This is a genomic window from Hyphomonas pacifica (assembly GCF_000682675.1).
Taxonomy (GTDB): Bacteria; Pseudomonadota; Alphaproteobacteria; order Caulobacterales; family Hyphomonadaceae; genus Hyphomonas; species Hyphomonas pacifica.
The window spans coordinates 1-18,005 of sequence record NZ_AWFA01000003.1 but is presented as its reverse complement, the minus strand read 5'-3'; the positions used below and the strand labels follow the sequence as shown (position 1 = coordinate 18,005).

The 18,005-nt window shown below is 57.3% G+C and carries 13 protein-coding genes; 1 reads left to right on the top strand and 12 read right to left on the bottom strand.

What is annotated here, in order from left to right; translation table 11 throughout:
* Window positions 1-31: 31 nt before the first annotated feature.
* The 7 genes from rodA to HY2_RS01520 all read right to left on the bottom strand — a co-directional run bounded on the left by rodA (window position 32) and on the right by HY2_RS01520 (window position 9,405).
* Window positions 32-1,240 carry a rod shape-determining protein RodA gene (rodA, locus tag HY2_RS01550; RefSeq protein ID WP_233346297.1) on the bottom strand — a complete coding sequence of 403 codons (1,209 nt, stop codon included), beginning with the start codon at window positions 1,238-1,240 and terminating at the stop codon, window positions 32-34.
* Window positions 1,237-3,180 carry a penicillin-binding protein 2 gene (gene mrdA / locus HY2_RS01545; protein ID WP_034824033.1) on the bottom strand — a complete coding sequence of 648 codons (1,944 nt, stop codon included), beginning with the start codon at window positions 3,178-3,180 and terminating at the stop codon, window positions 1,237-1,239. The genes rodA and mrdA overlap by 4 nt, the downstream gene beginning before the upstream one ends.
* Window positions 3,177-3,725, bottom strand: a complete 549-nt coding sequence (locus tag HY2_RS01540; protein ID WP_034824031.1) for a hypothetical protein — start codon at window positions 3,723-3,725, stop codon at window positions 3,177-3,179. The genes mrdA and HY2_RS01540 overlap by 4 nt, the downstream gene beginning before the upstream one ends.
* Window positions 3,725-4,588, bottom strand: a complete 864-nt coding sequence (gene mreC / locus HY2_RS16545) for a rod shape-determining protein MreC (RefSeq protein WP_051594602.1) — start codon at window positions 4,586-4,588, stop codon at window positions 3,725-3,727. Before mreC ends, HY2_RS01540 begins: the two co-directional genes overlap by 1 nt.
* A 41-nt stretch (window positions 4,589-4,629) precedes the next feature.
* Window positions 4,630-5,670, bottom strand: a complete 1,041-nt coding sequence (locus HY2_RS01530) for a rod shape-determining protein (RefSeq protein WP_034796728.1) — start codon at window positions 5,668-5,670, stop codon at window positions 4,630-4,632.
* A 254-nt stretch (window positions 5,671-5,924) separates the two neighbouring features.
* Window positions 5,925-7,739 (bottom strand): hypothetical protein, encoded by a 1,815-nt coding sequence (locus HY2_RS01525; RefSeq protein WP_034824028.1) that lies wholly within the window; start codon window positions 7,737-7,739, stop codon window positions 5,925-5,927.
* A gap of 85 nt (window positions 7,740-7,824) precedes the next feature.
* Window positions 7,825-9,405, bottom strand: coding sequence for a sensor histidine kinase (locus tag HY2_RS01520; RefSeq protein WP_162173273.1), 1,581 nt, complete (start codon window positions 9,403-9,405; stop codon window positions 7,825-7,827).
* A 300-nt stretch (window positions 9,406-9,705) separates the two neighbouring features.
* Between HY2_RS01520 and HY2_RS01515 the strand changes: the two genes are divergently transcribed.
* On the top strand, window positions 9,706-10,986 hold the full coding sequence (locus HY2_RS01515; RefSeq protein ID WP_034824024.1) for an FAD-dependent oxidoreductase: 1,281 nt from the start codon (window positions 9,706-9,708) through the stop codon (window positions 10,984-10,986).
* Here the strand turns inward: HY2_RS01515 and HY2_RS01510 are convergent, their stop codons facing one another.
* From HY2_RS01510 to HY2_RS17580, 5 genes are all read right to left on the bottom strand, one after another.
* Window positions 10,987-12,477 carry a tryptophan halogenase family protein gene (locus HY2_RS01510; RefSeq protein ID WP_034824022.1) on the bottom strand — a complete coding sequence of 497 codons (1,491 nt, stop codon included), beginning with the start codon at window positions 12,475-12,477 and terminating at the stop codon, window positions 10,987-10,989.
* Between the two features lie 29 nt (window positions 12,478-12,506).
* A complete protein-coding gene (locus HY2_RS01505; protein ID WP_034824020.1) occupies window positions 12,507-13,538 on the bottom strand; it encodes a cupin-like domain-containing protein in 1,032 nt (343 codons plus the stop codon).
* Between the two features lie 23 nt (window positions 13,539-13,561).
* A complete protein-coding gene (locus tag HY2_RS01500) occupies window positions 13,562-14,287 on the bottom strand; it encodes a SapC family protein (RefSeq protein ID WP_206740973.1) in 726 nt (241 codons plus the stop codon).
* A gap of 183 nt (window positions 14,288-14,470) precedes the next feature.
* Window positions 14,471-17,590: a TonB-dependent receptor gene (locus tag HY2_RS01495; RefSeq protein ID WP_081814861.1), complete on the bottom strand. Its 3,120-nt coding sequence runs from the start codon at window positions 17,588-17,590 to the stop codon at window positions 14,471-14,473.
* A gap of 233 nt (window positions 17,591-17,823) precedes the next feature.
* Window positions 17,824-18,005: hypothetical protein (locus HY2_RS17580; protein ID WP_206740972.1), on the bottom strand; the 182-nt coding region annotated here is incomplete at its 5' end.

Sequence of the window (18,005 nt, the reverse complement as noted above, 5' to 3'; positions counted from 1 at the left end):
ACAAAAATCAACATCTCTTGTTATATTGTGGTCAGAACAGCCCCCGGGCTGTCAGTTTTTCATCCCGGTGCATGTGCGCCGCCAAAATCAAGCCGAAACAGGCCATCGTCGTCAGCATCGCCGTACCGCCATAAGAAATCAGCGGCAATGGCATGCCTACCACAGGCAACAGGCCCAGCACCATGCCGACATTAAACACGATGTAGAACGCAATCGTCGCCGTCGCCCCTGCTGAAGCGAGCCGCCCGAACCAACTGGCCGAACGTCCGGCGCTGTAGAGTGACCAGCCAAGCAGCACGGCAAACCCGATCAGCAGGGCTGTCGTTCCGATAAAGCCGAACTCTTCCGCAATCACGGTCAGGATGAAGTCTGTATGCTGCTCGGGCACATAGTCCTGCTGGGACTGGATGCCCTGCAGATAGCCGCGCCCGTTCAGGCCGCCTGCGCCAATCGCGATTTTGCCCTGCTCGATCTGATAGCTTTCGCCGAGGGCATTCGTAGCCCCGCCAAACAGCTGCGCCAGGAAAGTATCGACTCGCTCTCGCTGATAGGGTGCCAGCACGAATTGATAGATTGGCCAGACAGAGGCCACGCCGCCGACAATGCCGGTCAGGATTACCCGCGCCGACAGGCCAGCCAGGAAGATCACCACGGCACCGGATGCCAGCAAGGCCAGCGTGGTGCCGAAATCCGGTTGTATGAAGATCAGTGCAGCTGGAATGACCATGATGGCCACCGCCCCCAGATGCACCAGAATGCGCCCCGTCTGCGGTTGCAGCACCATCTGGTAATAACGCGCCAGGGCCAGCGTCACGGCAAGTTTCGCAAACTCCGAAGGCTGAACACCGATGGGCCCGATGCGCAGCCAGCGCTGCGCGCCGCCGCCTGAAAAGCCCATAACCTCCACCAGCACCAGCAACACAATTGTACCGACATAGGCGGGAAAGGCCAGCCGCATCCACCAGGACAGCGGCAACAGGCCAAGCACAATCATCATGACAAAGCAGACGCCAAAGCGGATCAGCTGAAGGCGCCACAGATGCGACTCTGCTGGGTTGGTGTGGGCGGAGGAATACAGCATCGCAATGCCGGTCAGCGCCATGGCGGCGATAAGAAGGATAAAGCCCCAGGGCAGCCGCATGAACTTGTCCAGCGGCCCTTGTGTCTCAAAGCTGAGCGAAGTCGCCGTCCGGGTGCGCGCTTCTCCGCGGGAAAAGCCGGTATAGCCATCACGGCTCATGTCGGCTCCCCTTCATCGGAAAGATTGGGAGAGAGAGAGGCGCTTTGCGAATAGGCTGGCTTGCGCCGGCTGTCAGTTTTCAGCGCATAGTGCAGAATATCGCGCGCAACAGGCCCGGCCGTACTGGAGCCCCCTTCCCCGTGTTCCACGATGACGGAGATGGCATATTTCGGGTCGTCCGCCGGAGCGTAGGCAACGAACAGGGCGTGATCGCGCAGCTCGCGGGCAATGTTTTCGCCCTTCCGGATGCCGCTCGCCCGTTCCTCACGCGTGATGCGGCGCACCTGCGCGGTGCCGGTCTTGCCTGCGAGCCGAGGACCGCCAAGCCCCAGATCGCCTGAGCGATAGGCTGTGCCGCCGCCTTCGGACGTCACGCCATACATGCCGGCCTTCATCCGCGCCATAATCTCCTGATCCAGCGGCGCATCCAGCACCTGATCTTCATCCGATTGCGGACCGATACCGATCATGCGGGGCTTGAACGGTTTGCCTTCTGTCGCGATCCGCGCGGTCATCAGCGCCAGCTGGAGTGGCGTTACGCCCAGCTGTCCCTGCCCAATGCCGAAATTCAGCGTTTCGCCCTCATACCAATTTTCCTTGCGAACGCGCTGTTTCCATTCGCGGTCCGGCACCAAGCCACTGCGCCCCCCGGTCATGCCGAGCACCCAGCTTTCGCCAAAGCCGAATTTGTGCGCGGTCTCGGCAATCTTGTCGACGCCGGTCCGGCGCGCAATTTCATAGAAATAGACGTCGCAGGAGCCCTTGATGGCCTGGTGCATGTTGACCGAACCATGACCGCCCGGTTTCCAGCAGTGCCAGGTACGGTTTCCGAAATGATAGTAGCGGTTGCAGTGCACACGCTCTTCCGGCTTGATCACCCCGGCCTCAAGCGCGGCGGTCGCCACCACCATCTTGAAGGTGGAGCCCGGCGGGTACACACCGCCATGCGCGCGCGGATAGAGCGGAGACCGGCTGTCATCGCGCAGCTCTGCATAGCTTGCCGAGGATATTCCGTTCACGAAGTCGTTCGGATCAAAGGCCGGGGTAGACACCATGGCCAGCACATCCCCGGTCTCGACATCCATCACGACCGCCGCGCCGCTTTCGCCGGCAAAGCGCTCAATCGCAACGCGCTGCAAATCGGAGTCGATGGTCACAAACAGGTCGCGGCCCGGCATCGGCGCCAGGCGCTCATCCGGAATTTCCTCAATGATTCGTCCATGCGCATTGGTCACCAGCTTGCGATAGCCCGGCTTGCCACGCAGCCATTCCTCGGCAAAGCGCTCCATGCCCTGACGACCGGTGCGCATGTCCGGATGTCGGAACATGGTTTTCAGAGTCTCGGCTTCCTTGCCGGTCATACCATCTGTAAGACGGGTCAGATCATCCTGACTGGCCCGTGCGACATAACCCAGAACGTGCGCGAAATCCCGCCCGCGGGGATAGGATCGCGTCAGCGCCATTTCGACATTCAGGCCGGGAATTTCGGCCTCATGCACATTCATCCGTGCAAAGTCTTCATAGGTCAGCTCGTTCGCGATCGTGACCGGCACAAAGGCGGCATTGCGGCGGCGGTTATAGCGGATGTCATTGGCCAGGCGCTCCAGCTTGTCATCCGGAATTTCGATCAGCTCGGCAATCTGCGCCAGTGTGCGCTCGGGATTGTCGGTCTGCTCCGGTATGACAGAGACCCGACCGGCCCGGCGGTGAGAGGCCAGTGGCCGTCCAAACCGATCAAGGATACGCCCGCGCTGGGGCGGGGCCAATTGCAGCTTGATGTGATTGGCTTCCGCCTGCTGACGATATTGTTCTTGCTCAAGGATCTGCAGCTGGAACAGGCGTGCCACAAGGCCGGCCCAGACCAGACCGCCTGCTGCGCCGGCAATCGCCGTGCGGCGGGAAAAGGCAAAATCGAGATCGGCTGTCTTCTTGTTGCTCATGTCGCCTGACCTACGCCTTCGCCGGGCGCGCGCCCGAGATCGAAAATCTTCTGACTCACAGCATAGATGATGCCCGTCGTCAGAAGAGAGGCCATCAAAGGTACGGCCCGCACAGGATGGTCCTCAAGAGTAGATGCTATCAACCACAAAACCAGGAAAGCCCCGGAGAACAGCAGAACTGGGGACAGGATCGCGATCAGCGGCTCGTTCATCACATCGAACATGTCAGCAATCATCGCACTCGCACCGTAACAGACAAGGTTCACGATGACAAAACAGCCGAGCGGCGCATGGAATGTCACATCCTGTATCAGGCCGAACACGATCAGCAACAGCATGGGGCGGACAGACAGGCCGACACGCCCCCAACCGACCGCGCCCCACAGCGCCGCATAGGGCCAGGCGATCGACAGGCCGAAAAATTCCTTTGGAGTCAGTCCCAGCAAGCCGATGGTCGCAATGACAAACGCCCCGAACAAAAGGCGGGGCGTAGGTCCGGTCTGAGACCAGAGGCTCTTTTTCTTGCGGGGGGATGAGGCTGGCATTACTGACGCACCCCCTGCGCCGGGCTGGCAGAGATGGGCTGCGCCTCCACCGTTTCCGGCTCGGCAATTACAGGCGGCGGCACCATCTGCACATAGCCGCCCTCGCGGTCAGCCATAGAGAATTTGACGCGCCAGTCTCCGCCGACATTGCGCACTTCCCCCACGATCAGACCGCGCGGAAACGCGCCGCCTTCGGCAGAAGTCAGGATACGTTCGCCTTCAATGAACGCATCGTGCTCCGGCATGTCAGTCAGGCTGCCGAGGCCATCGCGGCCACCATAGAGAATGGCGCGCACACCGCTCACCTCCCCCATCACCGGCACGCGGCTGTTGAAGTCCGTGATCAGCAGGATGCGGCTTGAATGCTCGCCCAGCTGGATGACGCGGCCAACAAGCCCGCCTTCATTCAGGGCCACAGCGCCCGGCTCAACGCCTTGGGCCCGGCCGGCATTGGCCAGAATGGTCTGCGCAAACGGACCGTTATTTTCGGCAGAAACCCGAGCGGTCACACCGCGCGCGGGCGGCTCTCCCATCAGATTCAGGATTTCCTCATAGGCTTCCATCCGCTCGGCCATGGAGATGGCCGCCGCCTTGTAGCGCGAGAGATCGCGCACTTCGGCTTCCAGTTCGCGAATACGACGCTCGCGAGCGGTCTGGCCGGTTGCCCAAGCCCACACATCAAAGCCGTCACTGCCGCCCAGCTGGTCACCGACGGTTGTGCGGACAGGATCAAAAAAGCTGCGGATTTGCGGGGCAGACTGGGCAAGGACAAGGGCCGCTGCGGCGAAAATGAACACGCCGAGGATCAGGCGCTTTGGAGAGCGCTTTCGGGTCTTCTGTCCTGATCGGCCGAGGCGTGCCATTGGCCTGTTTCCTTGCCGTTACCCCAAGTGTTCAGTCTGCGTCAGACTTCGGGCGAAAGAACAGTGCGCATCTTGGAGAAATTCTCCAGCACGTGTCCACATCCATTCACGACGCATTTCAAAGGATCGTCCGCAATCATCACAGGCAATTGTGCCTGTTCCCGGATCACCGTGTCGAGATTGCGAAGCAGTGCACCACCACCTGTCAGCACAATGCCGCGATCCACGATGTCTGCCGCCAGTTCCGGCGGCATGGCTTCGAGGGCAATTTTAACAGCATCAATGATATCCGTCACCGGTTCGCGCAGGGCTTCTGCGATCATGGCTTCGGTAATTTCGGTTTCCTTCGGCACGCCGTCCAGCGTTCCGCGGCCCCGCACGGTCAGCGCCATGCCGGTGCCGTTTTCCGGCGGCATGGCTGTGCCGATCTCCTTTTTGATGCGCTCGGCAGACATTTCCCCGATGAGAATCTTTTGCTCGCGGCGCAGATAATTGACGATGGCCTGGTCCATCTTGTCGCCGCCCACGCGGACGGAGCGCGAATAGACGATACCGCCCAGCGACAGCACGGCCACCTCCGACGTGCCGCCACCGATATCAACCACCATGGAGCCGGCCGGATCATCAATCGGCAGGCCCGCGCCGATGGCGGCGGCCATGGGTTCTTCGATCAGCTGCACTTCACGCGCCCCGGCGGCCAGGGCCGACTGGTGAATGGCGCGGCGCTCGACGCTGGTCGCAGAGCTGGGCACGCAGATGATGATGAGGGGAGACACGAACGCCCGGCGGTTGTGAACCTTCCGGATGAAGTGCTTGATCATTTCCTCGGCGACTTCGAAGTCGGCGATCACGCCATCGCGCATCGGGCGGATAGCTTCCATGTTCACCGGAGTCTTGCCGAGCATGTTCTTGGCCTGCTCGCCGACCGCATAAACGATCTTTCGACCGCCCTGGGTCATGTAGGCGACAACAGAGGGCTCATCGAGCTTAACGCCCTGTCCCTTCACATAGACGAGCGTGTTCGCTGTCCCAAGGTCAATGGCCATGTCCGTGGACAGCATGCCGAGGAGGCTACCAATCATGTCTTACCCAAGCTCTTTCTTGAGCGGCCAGGAGACAAAACCCGGCGCGCGTGTGCAATTCTATACACAGCCCCATACACCATGTGCCGTTAACGCCGCTTTAATGCAAGGGATAGGCAACAGATAAACGGTACGCTCCGTTCATACATAATTCTAGCCTTGTTTTTTATATCTTTTTTATGATTATTTTTATTACCCAGGACTTCTCATCGGAACGCATCGTACGGCAATGGTTAACGATGAGGTAATCGCCGTTAAGAAATGTCGTCATCCACAGAATTATCGGTCCAATTTGGATGGACAATATAAAGCGTCGCCGCGCCCGAACGGGTCTCCGGCAGCGGCACAGCCCGCAAAAAGGACGGCACTTCACCGCGGTTGAGACGGGCCATCAGACCTTCAGAATCCTGCTGTGTCATGAAGCGCGTTTCGGGGTCTGACGGACAGGCAATAACATAAGCAATTCCGGCATCGTTCAGCAGGGCCTGGCTCTCGCCCGGACGTGACAGGATCAGCTGGATTGCCTGCTCGATGCCCATCGCATTGCGGTGATAATTGCCATAAAGCACGCTATCGCGCGTCCTCAGCAACAGGATGGGGCCAAAATCCGCCGAGCCCAGGATACGTCCCTGCGGCAGGGAATTGAGCTGGGTGTACAGTTCGTCTCCGAGGCAGGCCGCATTGTCAGCCCGCGCGGCCAGGCTGATTTCAGCATTACGTTGGGTCAACAACAAGCCCGGCATGCCCCAAACGATTGGCAGGGACAGGGCCAGCGCACCGAGATAGACCACACTTCCTTCCCCCTTGGCCTTGCCCTGCCGGTAGAGATCAGCCACCCACAGCCCCAGAGGCAGGATGGCAAAGACATGCCCGAAAGCGTAGAAGCGGGCCTGGTAGAAGGTCAGTGCCAATGCCGCGCCGATCAGCGCCAAAAACAACAGATGCGCGCGCACATTCACGCGCCGCCAGATCCGCCAGCCGCATATGATCAGCGCCACAACCATAACGCCCAGCCGGAACGGTACGTCCTGTAAGAAGGCCGGGGACGGCGCGAGCACAGGCCGAGCTTCGTTCACCTGATCCAACCAGAGATGCCTGACCTGTGGCGAAAGCTCGCTAAGCGGATTGGACAGGCATTGCGGCCCCGTTAGCAGCAAAACTGCCCCCGCTGCACAGCCGACCAGACCCAGCGCAACACAGCGCAACACAAGGCTCCGGCCGGAGGTCAGCAAAGCCGCCACCGCAAGGCCCAGCCCGCCCACCATGCCCGCAAGAAGGCTGACCGAGGACAGCGCATCGCACGCAACCCGCGTGTAATCGGCAGGGGCAATCGTGGCGAAGAAACATGCTTCCAGACCCGCAACCAACCCGGCGCCAAAACCGATAGCGCCATTGCGCGCCGCCTGCCCCGTCAGCGCCCAATCCAGCGCCACAAATGCGCAGATGGTCCCGGCAAACACATACACCTCTCCACCAATGGCCACCGACAACGCCGTCGCCAATCCGGCCCAGGCCATTTGGACAGCCCCGCGCCGCGGATCAGCCAGCAGTCCGATGGCCAGCACCATCAGCGCCAATTGCATATTATGATGATCAATGGCTCCCGGGAGGAAGCGGTAATGCCCAAGCAGCAAAATGCCTGCCAGCGCCAGGCAGAACAGTGCCGCCTGATGACCCGCCAGCTTTACAGAACCAAAATACACGCCCGCCAGCACGCCCAGCACACATAGCGGCGGCCAGACAGAATACGCCCAGACAAGCGCGGTATCCGAAGCCAGGAAGAGGTCAAAAAACCATGTCAGCAGCATAATCGGCAGGTCTACGAGGCGTGACCAGTGCATCAACGTGCCGCCATCCGGACCAAGGCGCGTCTGCGTCAGGTCAAACCAGCCTTGCCCGGCCATCAGATCCTTGATCTGAACCAGGCGCATGACGTCATCATTGTCAGAGCCAATCTGGCCAAAGCGGCCCTGCGCAAAGCTGGTGGCGAACAGGCTGAACATAACCAGCAAGCAGATCAGCGTCGCCTTGAGGGGGACCCCCGTGCTGCTCTCTCCGCTCAGGCGCATGTCCGTTCCCTGCTCGTGGCTGCCTTCAGCTGCGCACACTAGCGAGGGCTTATGTAGGAAATCCTAAAAGCGAAACCTGTCCGCATCACGCTGTGCGAGGTTCTGTTCCCGGCAGGTCCAGCATGTCATCGACGGGCTCATTCGTATTGGTGCGGCGGACAAGGCCTTCCGGAATGGTCAGGAAAGCCGTTGTGCCCTTGCCTGGCTCAGAGCGCAGTCGAATGCGCAGCCCTTGAGCTTCCGCGAGACACTTGGCTACACTCAGGCCAAGGCCGACGCCCGCATTCTGATCATATTTCTGGTGGGCCGGGCGGGAATGGAAAAATGGCTCGAACGCGCTTTCCAGAACATCGTGCGTCATGCCCCTACCCCGATCACGAATCATCACGACCAGACCAACCCCCGACACCATGCCTGCCTTCAGGATGACCGGCACGCTAGAGCCCGCCTCAAGAGCGTTCTTCAGAAGGTTGCGAATGATCACTTCGAAACTCGCTTGGTCCATCGTGGCGCAGAGATTCTTCGGAACACTGACTTTCACATTGCCGGAGATACGCTTGTTCGGCCCATCCATGACCTTGCGAACAACGGAGTCAATCGTATCCGCCACAGCAACTTCAGACGCATGGGACAGGTAATCCTCATTATCCATACGGGTAAAGCTGATGATGCCATCCAGCGTGGAAGCCAGAATCAGTGCCTGCTCGGCAATCTTGTCAGCATAGTCACGCACCTCTTCCTCAGTACAGGGAATATTTGAGGACGACCCGATCACACCAGCACAGGCAGAGATCACATCCAGCGGGGCTTTAAGCTCAGTACTCATAGAACCCAGGAAGCGCGTCTTCGCCTCATTGGCAGCTTCGGCTTCATTCCGCGCATGCTCGATCTCGGAGCGCGCCTCTTCGATACGCGAAACATCAGTATAGACAACAACGTCACCCACACCATCAATATTCTGGACCGATTTCTGCCAGTACAGACCACTCCGCTTGATCGGCGTATCGATAGGCTTGAGGATATCCTGTTCCTTAGCGAATATCTGCTTGTACAGCTGATTTTCGACAATGATATCGCCATCCGCATCAAAGATGACAAAGGCCTGGTGGCTGGCTTCCAGCGCGCCGATCAGCAGGTCCCTGGATTCTTCAGCCTGCAATGTAGCGTGCACATCGGAGGTGTAGGCATCGTAACTGTTGCGCGCGCCAAGATACAGCGCCACAAGGAAGAAACTCATCATTATGCAGACTGTCATGCCCGCAAGAGATTGCGTATAGGCGCAGTAGACAAAGGCCGAAATAGACGCAGAGAATGCATAGCGCAGCACAATACGCGGCACACGCGTCAGAAGGCTGGACATGCCAGACGCCATGGGTGGAATCATCAGCCCCGTCAAAATCATCGCCAGGTCTTCATCATGCCCAACAAAGAAAGGCAGCGCCCCCCAGGTACCGCCGAACAGTATGGATAGGAATTCAGACCGGCGCAAATATCTGCCGCTCACCTTTTTCGGCAAGGGCCGCCCGCGCTTCAACAGCGTGTCCAGGATCAGCAACAGGGCCAGTGCCAGATTGATCGCGCCCCAAATCTGGATATGGCTGTCCTTCACCCAGCGCGTCACCAGGAAACTGGCGCCGAACACGTTGACCGTCATGATGATGGCCATTGTGAATGCATGTTTTGAAAAATCGATATGCTGTTGCAGCATAATCAAGGCATCAGCCGGCGTCTCACGCGGCAGAGTGCTGCGCGTCAGATATGAAAAGAAAGATTTTTCCGGTTTAGCCATATTGCCGCTATAAGCCGGTAAAGTGAAAATTCCGCTTTACCGGCACTGGCGGTTTTCATGAGTGGTGAAACTTGTCGTTAACGCGTCAATTAACCAAACATGGGTGGAAACAGGGTGTTGCCTCCCCCAAGGCAGCTTCTGTAGCATGCATTCCGATTTGGAAGGATTCCCAGACACGTGCCCCGCCAGGACAATCCAAGGAAGATCGCCGTCATCGGCGCCGGGCCTGCGGGCCTGTCGGCTGCGCGATTCATCAAAAATGCTGGCCACGAGGTAACCGTTTATGAAGCGGAAGACCGGATTGGCGGCAAGTCCTATTCCGTTTTGCATGGCGATGCGCTCAATGAATTGGGTACCTGCTACACCACGCGGGCCCACCGTATCGTCAAACAATGGATGAAGGAATATGGCATCCACCTGACACGCCTCGGCGAAGCCCGCTTTGATGGCCGCAAGGTGGTGGACTATGTTAAATCCGGCAGCGGCGCCCCTCTGGCCGTGCAGGCAATCAAGTTCGTCCACGCCTCCCGCCGCCTGCGCCGGGCCATTGCCGAACGTCCCTCCGATCCGGATGTCTGTCGCGAAGCGGCGATGACAACGCAGGAATGGGTGCGCAAACTGAACCTGCCCAAAATGGAACTGGCCATGCACCGCATCCAGACCACACAGGGCTATGGCTATATTGATGAGGCCACCATCGGCCAGACCGTGCAATGGTGCGATCTGGACTTCATTCTCTCTGGCGTTCTGAACCAGTTGCACATGCCCGATGAGGGCTGGAGCGAGTTCTGGCGGCGCTTCTCTGAAGACCTGAACGTGCGCACCTCCAGCCCCGTCCTGTCTCTCGACCGATCCGGCCCGCGCCCGGTCATCTTCGCAGGGGGCACCAGCGAGGAATTTGACGCCGTGCTCTCCACCGTGCCGATGCAGGCCTTTTCCGCGTTCAGCCAGCTCAGCGAAGATGAATCCTTCCTGAAGGATGCAATCGAATGGCAGACTTACACCACCACCCTCTTCTCTTCACCGGACTGGTTTGAGGGGTATCAGGTGATCGGCTTTTCCCGTGCCAGCCGCGACAGTTCTCTGCGCGGCGCCATTCTGGGAGGACGGCGCGAAGGCGAAAGCGCAGAACTTGGCGGCAAGCTCTATGTCACCGGGCAATTCTCCAAGGATCTGGAACCGTCAGAATTGCGCGAAATCCTGCAGGCTGAAGCAGACTTTCATGGCTTCCATATTGAAAGCGTGATCCAGCAGAAATGCTGGCAATACTTCCCGCAATACAAGGCTGAGGCCGTTCGCGGCGGCCTGTTCGCTGTCTTGCGCCGCGTTCAGGGCCAGCAACAAACATGGTTTGGTGGTGCCAGCTTTTCCCACGAACTGGTCTCGAACGTAGTTGTACATTCCCAGAACATTGTCGATCAGATGCTGGCAGGCCTGAACGTGCAGCCGAAAGCCTGATCAGACCGCTTCGGCCTCAATCGCGCAGTAGCGTTCAATGAAGTCCTGATGGGTCGGCATCTTAGCCACCGTGTTGGCAATGCCACTGCTGAGCCCGCCAAGGGCCCGACGCATCTGATCTTCCGTAATCATGTGCCCCATATGATGATAGCCCTTTGGCCTCATGCGCTGTCCCATCATCACCTGCAACCAGGAATCAACGCGGAACAGATCATCCGTGGCCTGATAGGCCAGGCCATTCTCACGGAACACATCCAGGCGCTGGGCTAGCGAGTCCGGGACGTCCATATCGCGGCGATCTCGCCAGAACGCGCTATCATCGCGCTCGGTCACCTTGTAGTGCAGGATGATGAAATCGCGGATACGCTCCAGCTCGCGCAAGGATTGCTCATTATAGTGATTGGCAATCGCTTCAGAAACCCCATCAAACGGGAATTGCTGAACCAGCCGCGACGCGCCGATCTGGATCAGATGGATGCTGGTGGATTCCAGTGGCTCCAGGAAGCCGCTCGAAAGTCCAAGCGCCACGCAGTTTTTGTTCCACACCTTGCGCCGACGGCCTGTCTTGTACCGGATCAGGCGCGGCTCTCCCAAAAGCTCGCCTTCAATATTATTGCGTAAAATCTCCTCTGCCGCATCCGGCTGCATATACTGGCTACAGAAGACGAGGCCATTGCCAACCCTATGCTGTAACGGTATGCGCCACTGCCAGCCGGATTGATGCGCAATGGAGCGCGTATAGGGCAGCGCCGGACCCACAGACCGCGTCTGAACCGCCAGGGCACTGTCTGTTGGCAACCAATGGGCCCAATCCTCGAAGCCGCTTTTCAGTGTCTGCTCAATCAAAAGACCCCGAAAGCCCGTGCAATCAACGAAGAAATCGCCTTCAATCCGATCACCGGACTTCAGCTTCAGCGCCGTAATGAAGCCGGTTTCGCCATCCTGCTCCACCCCGCCAATCAGGCCTTCAACCCGCTTCACACCCTTCTCTTCCGAGAAGGCGCGAAGGAATTTGGCATAGAGGCTAGCATCCAGATGGTAGGCGTAATTGATGTTGAACTTTTCGTCCGTGTAAAACTTGTTGTGCTTGGCAGCCTGCAATTCGAAGCAATAAGCGTCCAGATCCTCGCCAATACCCTTCTCGCGCGCAGCCAGCCAGATATTGTAAAACTCACCCATCCAGCTCGATTTGCCAACCTGCCCGAAAGAGTGGATGTAAGTGTCGCCAATCCCGCCCCAATTCTCGAAGGCGATGCCCAGCTTGAAGGTTGCCTTGGTGGCGCGCATGAACTCACGCTCATCAATACCCAGCAGATGATGAAAGGTGCGATGTGTTGGGATCGTGGCCTCTCCTACACCGACTGTTCCGATGTCATCGGATTCCACCAGCGTGATATCCAATAGCGGACCCAGCATGCGCGACAGGGCCGCTGCCGTGATCCAGCCTGCTGTGCCACCGCCCGCGATGACGACTTTCCTGACTTTCTGCATCTCCTGATGACCCTCCCGGTCTTTGTCTCTTAACGATTCAGCTTTTGCAGCAACATGGCCCGCAAACGGCGAGCCTTCATTTCATCCATCGGCCCCAGATTACCCTGCGCCGCTTCGGGCAAATGCTCTGCCGGCAATTCGGCCGGACCGAAAATATAATAATCAAACAGCGCCTTCCAGGCCTGTTTCTCCGGCCCCGGACGGTCCCGCAAACTGAGCAGGCCATGCAACAGCGTATTCTGGGGGGTATCCATGAAGGCCGGGCTTGTATTCCACCAATAATTGATCATGGCGTTGAACTCGCCAACCCCCTCAACATGGTGCCACCATAGAGCCGGATAGAACAGCACATCGCCGGGCTCCAGCTCCGCTACCTGCGCGGTCTTCAATGCGTCGCGGAAGCGCGGGTAACGCTCATGATCGGGGTCACGGAAATCCACCATACTGACGACCTGTCCGCCTGGCGTTGGCTCCAGCGGGCCGGGGTAGAGATTGGCAATCTGATCCGGCGGGAACAGCGTGAAGCGTCGCTTGCCCACCATGCAGCAAGCCAGATTGTTGGACATGTCATAATGCGCAGACGCAATCGTGTGATTGCCCATCCAGATACTGACAATCGGTGTGTTCGCCTCGAACATCGGATTGTTCAGCACAAGATCATTCTCGCTGCGCAGGCCCGGCAGGTAAATGTCCAGATCGGTTGATCCGATATAATAGGACGGTGCATTCGCCTGTCCCAGATGTGCACGGATGGTATCAAGATATTCATCCATCGCCACGCGGCTGCGCTGGAAGTTCAGGCCGCGCATGTCGTCTGTATAGAAATAGCGCCCGCCAATCTCCGGCGCGGCCGTATAGCCGACAACCGGACGTCCCTGATAGAAACGCAGCAGATATTGCATCGCCGCCTCCGGGCCCTCCTGCCCAGCCTGTACCAGCGGCCAGTCACTGGCCAGGCCTTTAAGAATGACCGGCTCCTGATCCCGCATCAGCGCATCATAGGGAATGGCATCCGGCGCGACGCCCTGCATGATACGTGTCTTGCGCTCAATGTTCAGCATGACCGGCCTTATCCTCTCATGGCTCAGCTGGCCGCCGCCATACGCTTGGCGTTCTTCATCTCGATCAGGGTGTTGATATTGCTGAGCGAGGCCAGCACCAGATAGGCCGCGCGCAGAAAGCCGCCCTTGTGCAGACGCTCCAGCACCTCCCCGCTCAACGCCGCCAACTTCTCTTCACTGATCGTATAGACATCCGGCACCTGATATGTGGTCGCCTCATCCAGCTTCACTTCCAGGGACACCGGCTCCATCAGCTCTGCCTGCTGAAAGGCTTCAAACATCGGCGTCATCATGTCCATGCCGACATTGATAACGCGCAGCACATGGGTGACATGCTGCAGATAAGGCGCATTGCCGCCCTGTGGCAAGAACAGCGGCGCCCCCTCTTCCCGACTGATGCGGGAACTGTCCAGATCGACATGTATGACGGGCTCGCGGTGCACCTCACCGTCAACCTCCTGGTTCTGGAAGCCGATCTTGAAAGGCCCACGCTCATGCAGCGCCGGCACATAGCGCGCCTGCCACTGGTCCCCATCAAGAAACAAATTCTCGCCCTTGTCCAGGCCAAGCAGGACAACGGATTGAAACTCGCCTTTCTCATCCTTGCGGAACAGGATCGGATAGATGCGCTGCAGCTCAGCAAATTCGGTCGGGAAGGCAACGGACTGGTTCACGCTGTCGCCAAACTCGGCGCCATATTTACGTATGATCTTCAAATCCGAATGATCGATATTATTCAGGAGTGCCATATTCGACATGTTGTGCCTTTCAGTATGGGAAAACCTGTGAGCGCCCCGGCACCATAGCCAGCCCACAGCAGCATTTCCTATACATCATGGAATAAAGCCGCGTGGCACTCAACAGGGGCAAAAAAGGCCGCTGTCTCCAGCGGCCTTTCGCAATAGTGATATTACCTACAAGTTGGCCCGGCCTTAGAACTTGTAGCGCACGCCCAGAAGGTAACGCGGCGACAGTTCGTAGGCGTAGTAGAATTGCTCCGGCACACGGTGATAGGTCCGCTGATCTTCACCGGTCAGGTTGATGCCCTCGAAGGATACAGATGTCCTTTCGTTGATGTCATAGCTGACGTTCAGATCAAACTGACCATAGTCTTCAACATAAACACCGGACCGGTCGCCTGTTTGGTTCACAGCCGCGAGGAAAGTGTCACGCCAGTTATAAGCCAGACGGGCAGAGAAACCGTACTTCTCATAAATTGCTGTGAAGTTGGCAGTATCGGAAAGACCGACCAAGGCAAACTGGTTGACGTTGGGATTGGAACCCGGGTCAAGGTCCACATCCCCTTCAACAACCGTGTAGTTTGCAGCAAAGCCAAAACCACTATCGCCGAAGAAGTGCTGCAGAGCAAATTCCCAACCGCGTATATTGGCCTCACGGTTGTTGATCGGCTGCTCGACCGCAAATGTCAGAAGCGGGTCGTTCGCATCCGCAACGATGTCGTAAGTGGCATTCAACTGGTCAACATAAGATTGTGGCAAGGCCCCATTTACAAGTGCCGCCTCAAACTCTGCCTGCGCAGCTGCTAGGTCACCATTATTCTTGTCAATAAGGGCAACAAGAGCAAACAGGTTCGGTGCGGATTCATCGACACCAACATCAGCAATTATGTTGAGAGCATCGCCAGACCGAGACCCCGGCGCACCTGAAGATGGATCCCGCAAACCGAACAGGTTGCGGTCTACAACAGCTGTACCAGTGAAGTTCGCAACATCCTTGTTGAACCAAGTGACGGAAGCATAACTCGCATCATCATAATACCACTCAAGAGCGACATCAAAGTTGTCCGACTCCAGCGGCAGAAGGCCCGGGTTTTGAGAAGAACCCGTTGTCTGGGCACCAAGAGCGGTAGGCCGGTTAGGGGCATTTGCCGTGGTTGATGCAAACAGATTGGTATAGCCTACCCTGCCAATCGTTTTACTATACGATACACGGCCCAGAAGATCCTCGGTCAGGTTTACCTGGAAATCGAGGTTTGGCAGAATGTGGTCATATTTACCTTCTCCGGTCACATCTTCCAGAACGCCCGTTTGCTGAACGAGGAAATCGTCTTCAGAGAACCACAATATGTTCGACGGCACCGCCTGTTCGGTGGTGGAATTCACCTTGGTCTCTTCGTAGCGCACGCCGCCGGTCACCCGAGCTGGCATGTTCAGCAGCTCACCTTCCATCGTGAATTGAGCAAAAACAGATGCAATCTCTTCTTCCACGATATCCAATCCTGGAGTCTCGTTGATAGCATTAGGCTCATCACCAGGACCAATTGGCTGGGAATACGCATTGACAAGCGCTGTGTAGAGCTTTGTCGCATCTCCCTTGAAAGCGGTGTCCGCTTTGCCAACAGGCAGGTCGTCAAAAACACACGACATACAAAAAGCTTCAAGCAGACCAGGCGCAAACTGTTCGACATCCTGTGGATTGGAGAATCCCCAGCTACCAAGATCCTGCTGCGACGTCAGTGTCTTGCGGGTCATCGTAGTGTCACGATAATTACCGCCAACCTCAAGCTTGCTACCATCGACTTCCCAGACCCAGCGCAAGTCAATCTCATCGACTTCATGCTTCATGTCCGAGGAACTGCTGCGAGCAACTTGGGATGCCAGATCTCCTACATCCAGAGTGCCGTTGCCGTTGCCCTTGGCAGAGTCGTCAATTGTGAAGTCCTGTATGGGATATCCATTGCGGAAATCGACTTGGTGCTGAAGGTTTACCGGAGCGCCAATCGCAACGAAGGTCGCCGTATGGCCTAGCGGGTTGTTGCCCCCAGATTCGGCAGTAGAGCTATGGGCATCAAGGATAACTCTCATATCGCTGTTCATTTCCCATTCGGCATTAAAGCCGAAAGAGTCGAGCGTATCCTTGGTTGCACGATAAGTCTGTTCAAAGCCGATATCCTTCGTGCCATCATTGTTTTCCTGAAGGAAAACCGCTGTGGCGACCGGGCCATCATTGTCGAAAATGACTTGATCGAAAGGTGTAGCGAACCAGTTTGTCTGCTCGTAACGCTGCTCTTCAGCTTCATTTTGAGCAAACGTATAGTCACCCGTCAACGTAAGGCTGTCGATCGGGCGGAACTGCAACACCAATTGGCCGTTGATCCGCTCACGGGTAATGTCAGAAAAATCATAACGGCTGTCTTGAGGCACAGCCCAAAGTTGGCCTTCCTTGGGTGCATTTGTGATCTGTGTAGATCCATCAGAGCGAACATAGCTGCTGTCCTCAAACGCACCTGCAGTTGCCGGATCATTCACCAGCCAGTCATTAACCTGCATGGTCGGTGCACCAGAGTCGCGTTTCGAATAAGACGCGAACAGCCCGACGCCGAAGCGTCCAGTTTTATCAGTCCAGTTACCTACACCTGAAAGTTCCGGTGTAAAATCGTCACCATTCTCATTGCTCGTATCATTGAGGATCTTTGCACCCAATGAGAGGGAATTCTCCGAAAGGTTCAGAGGGCGCCTCGTCTTGATATTTACCGTGGCGCCAATGCCGCCAGACGGCAGAACCGCTTGACCGGTTTTATAGACTTCCAGACTACTAACGCCTTCAGAGGCGAGGTTGGAAAAGTCAAAGGCGCGGTCGCCGCCGGCGCCATAATTGCCCCTTTGGCCGATCGCGCGAACCTCTGCAGTCGGCATGGTGCGTCCGTTAAGAGTGACCAGATTGAACCCCGGACCAAAGCCGCGAACAGTAATTTCGGCCCCTTCCCCGTTCACCCGATCAATGGACACACCCGTGATACGCTGAAGCGATTCAGCCAGGTTTGTGTCCGGGAATTTGCCGATATCTTCGGCCGAGATAGCGTCCACCACCCCGCTTGCGTCGCGCTTGATATCCATGGCGCGCTGGAGAGATCCGCGGATCCCCTGCACCACCACAGTCTCCTGGGTCAACGTATCTTCATCAGCTTCCTGTGCGTGCGCTGCCATTGGCAGGGCTGCAAGCAGGGATACGGCTGACGCGCTGCAAAGCAGCGTTCCCCATTTTTTCTTCCGTGCAGAAGCTGCACGGACCTTGTCCGTGGAAACAGTCATTACAATCCTCCCTGAGACGCGGCCTACCGATGCGGGTGCCCGTCTTCAATGCTTGTCTCGGTTAGATGGAATGCCCCTGCACTCCGACCTACCCGAGACACAATCCACCATTAAATGTTTGCGCTATCAAGTAGGCTTCGAAATAAAAAAGTCACTTTCGGGAAACCGGGTCCGGAAACTGTGAAACCGGTTTCATAAATAATGTAAATTTTTCAAGGACAAATCCCTATAAATCAAAGACTCATTGCCCATGAGACCAGAACAGGAAGAAAATTTTCCAATATTTCTTTTTTTCGATTTCCCCCCAAATCTGGCAAAATAGCCACACTTGCGGCGATCAGAATCGCCAGAATCGGGAAATGCCGGATAGATGTTCGGGTTAAGTGGTGGGCGGTAACGGGCTCGAACCGCTGAC

What these genes read in the sequence shown, in the direction of transcription:
- mreC (WP_051594602.1), bottom strand. Translation starts at nt 4,588, where the DNA reads ATGGCACGCCTCGGCCGATCAGGACAGAAGACCCGAAAGCGCTCTCCA.
- HY2_RS01495 (WP_081814861.1), bottom strand. Translation starts at nt 17,590, where the DNA reads ATGACTGTTTCCACGGACAAGGTCCGTGCAGCTTCTGCACGGAAGAAA.
- HY2_RS01540 (WP_034824031.1), bottom strand. Translation starts at nt 3,725, where the DNA reads ATGCCAGCCTCATCCCCCCGCAAGAAAAAGAGCCTCTGGTCTCAGACC.
- mrdA (WP_034824033.1), bottom strand. Translation starts at nt 3,180, where the DNA reads ATGAGCAACAAGAAGACAGCCGATCTCGATTTTGCCTTTTCCCGCCGC.
- HY2_RS01530 (WP_034796728.1), bottom strand. Translation starts at nt 5,670, where the DNA reads ATGATTGGTAGCCTCCTCGGCATGCTGTCCACGGACATGGCCATTGAC.
- HY2_RS01500 (WP_206740973.1), bottom strand. Translation starts at nt 14,287, where the DNA reads ATGGCACTCCTGAATAATATCGATCATTCGGATTTGAAGATCATACGT.
- HY2_RS01510 (WP_034824022.1), bottom strand. Translation starts at nt 12,477, where the DNA reads ATGCAGAAAGTCAGGAAAGTCGTCATCGCGGGCGGTGGCACAGCAGGC.
- rodA (WP_233346297.1), bottom strand. Translation starts at nt 1,240, where the DNA reads ATGAGCCGTGATGGCTATACCGGCTTTTCCCGCGGAGAAGCGCGCACC.
- HY2_RS01525 (WP_034824028.1), bottom strand. Translation starts at nt 7,739, where the DNA reads ATGCGCCTGAGCGGAGAGAGCAGCACGGGGGTCCCCCTCAAGGCGACG.
- HY2_RS01505 (WP_034824020.1), bottom strand. Translation starts at nt 13,538, where the DNA reads ATGCTGAACATTGAGCGCAAGACACGTATCATGCAGGGCGTCGCGCCG.
- HY2_RS01520 (WP_162173273.1), bottom strand. Translation starts at nt 9,405, where the DNA reads ATGGCCATCATCATGACGGTCAACGTGTTCGGCGCCAGTTTCCTGGTG.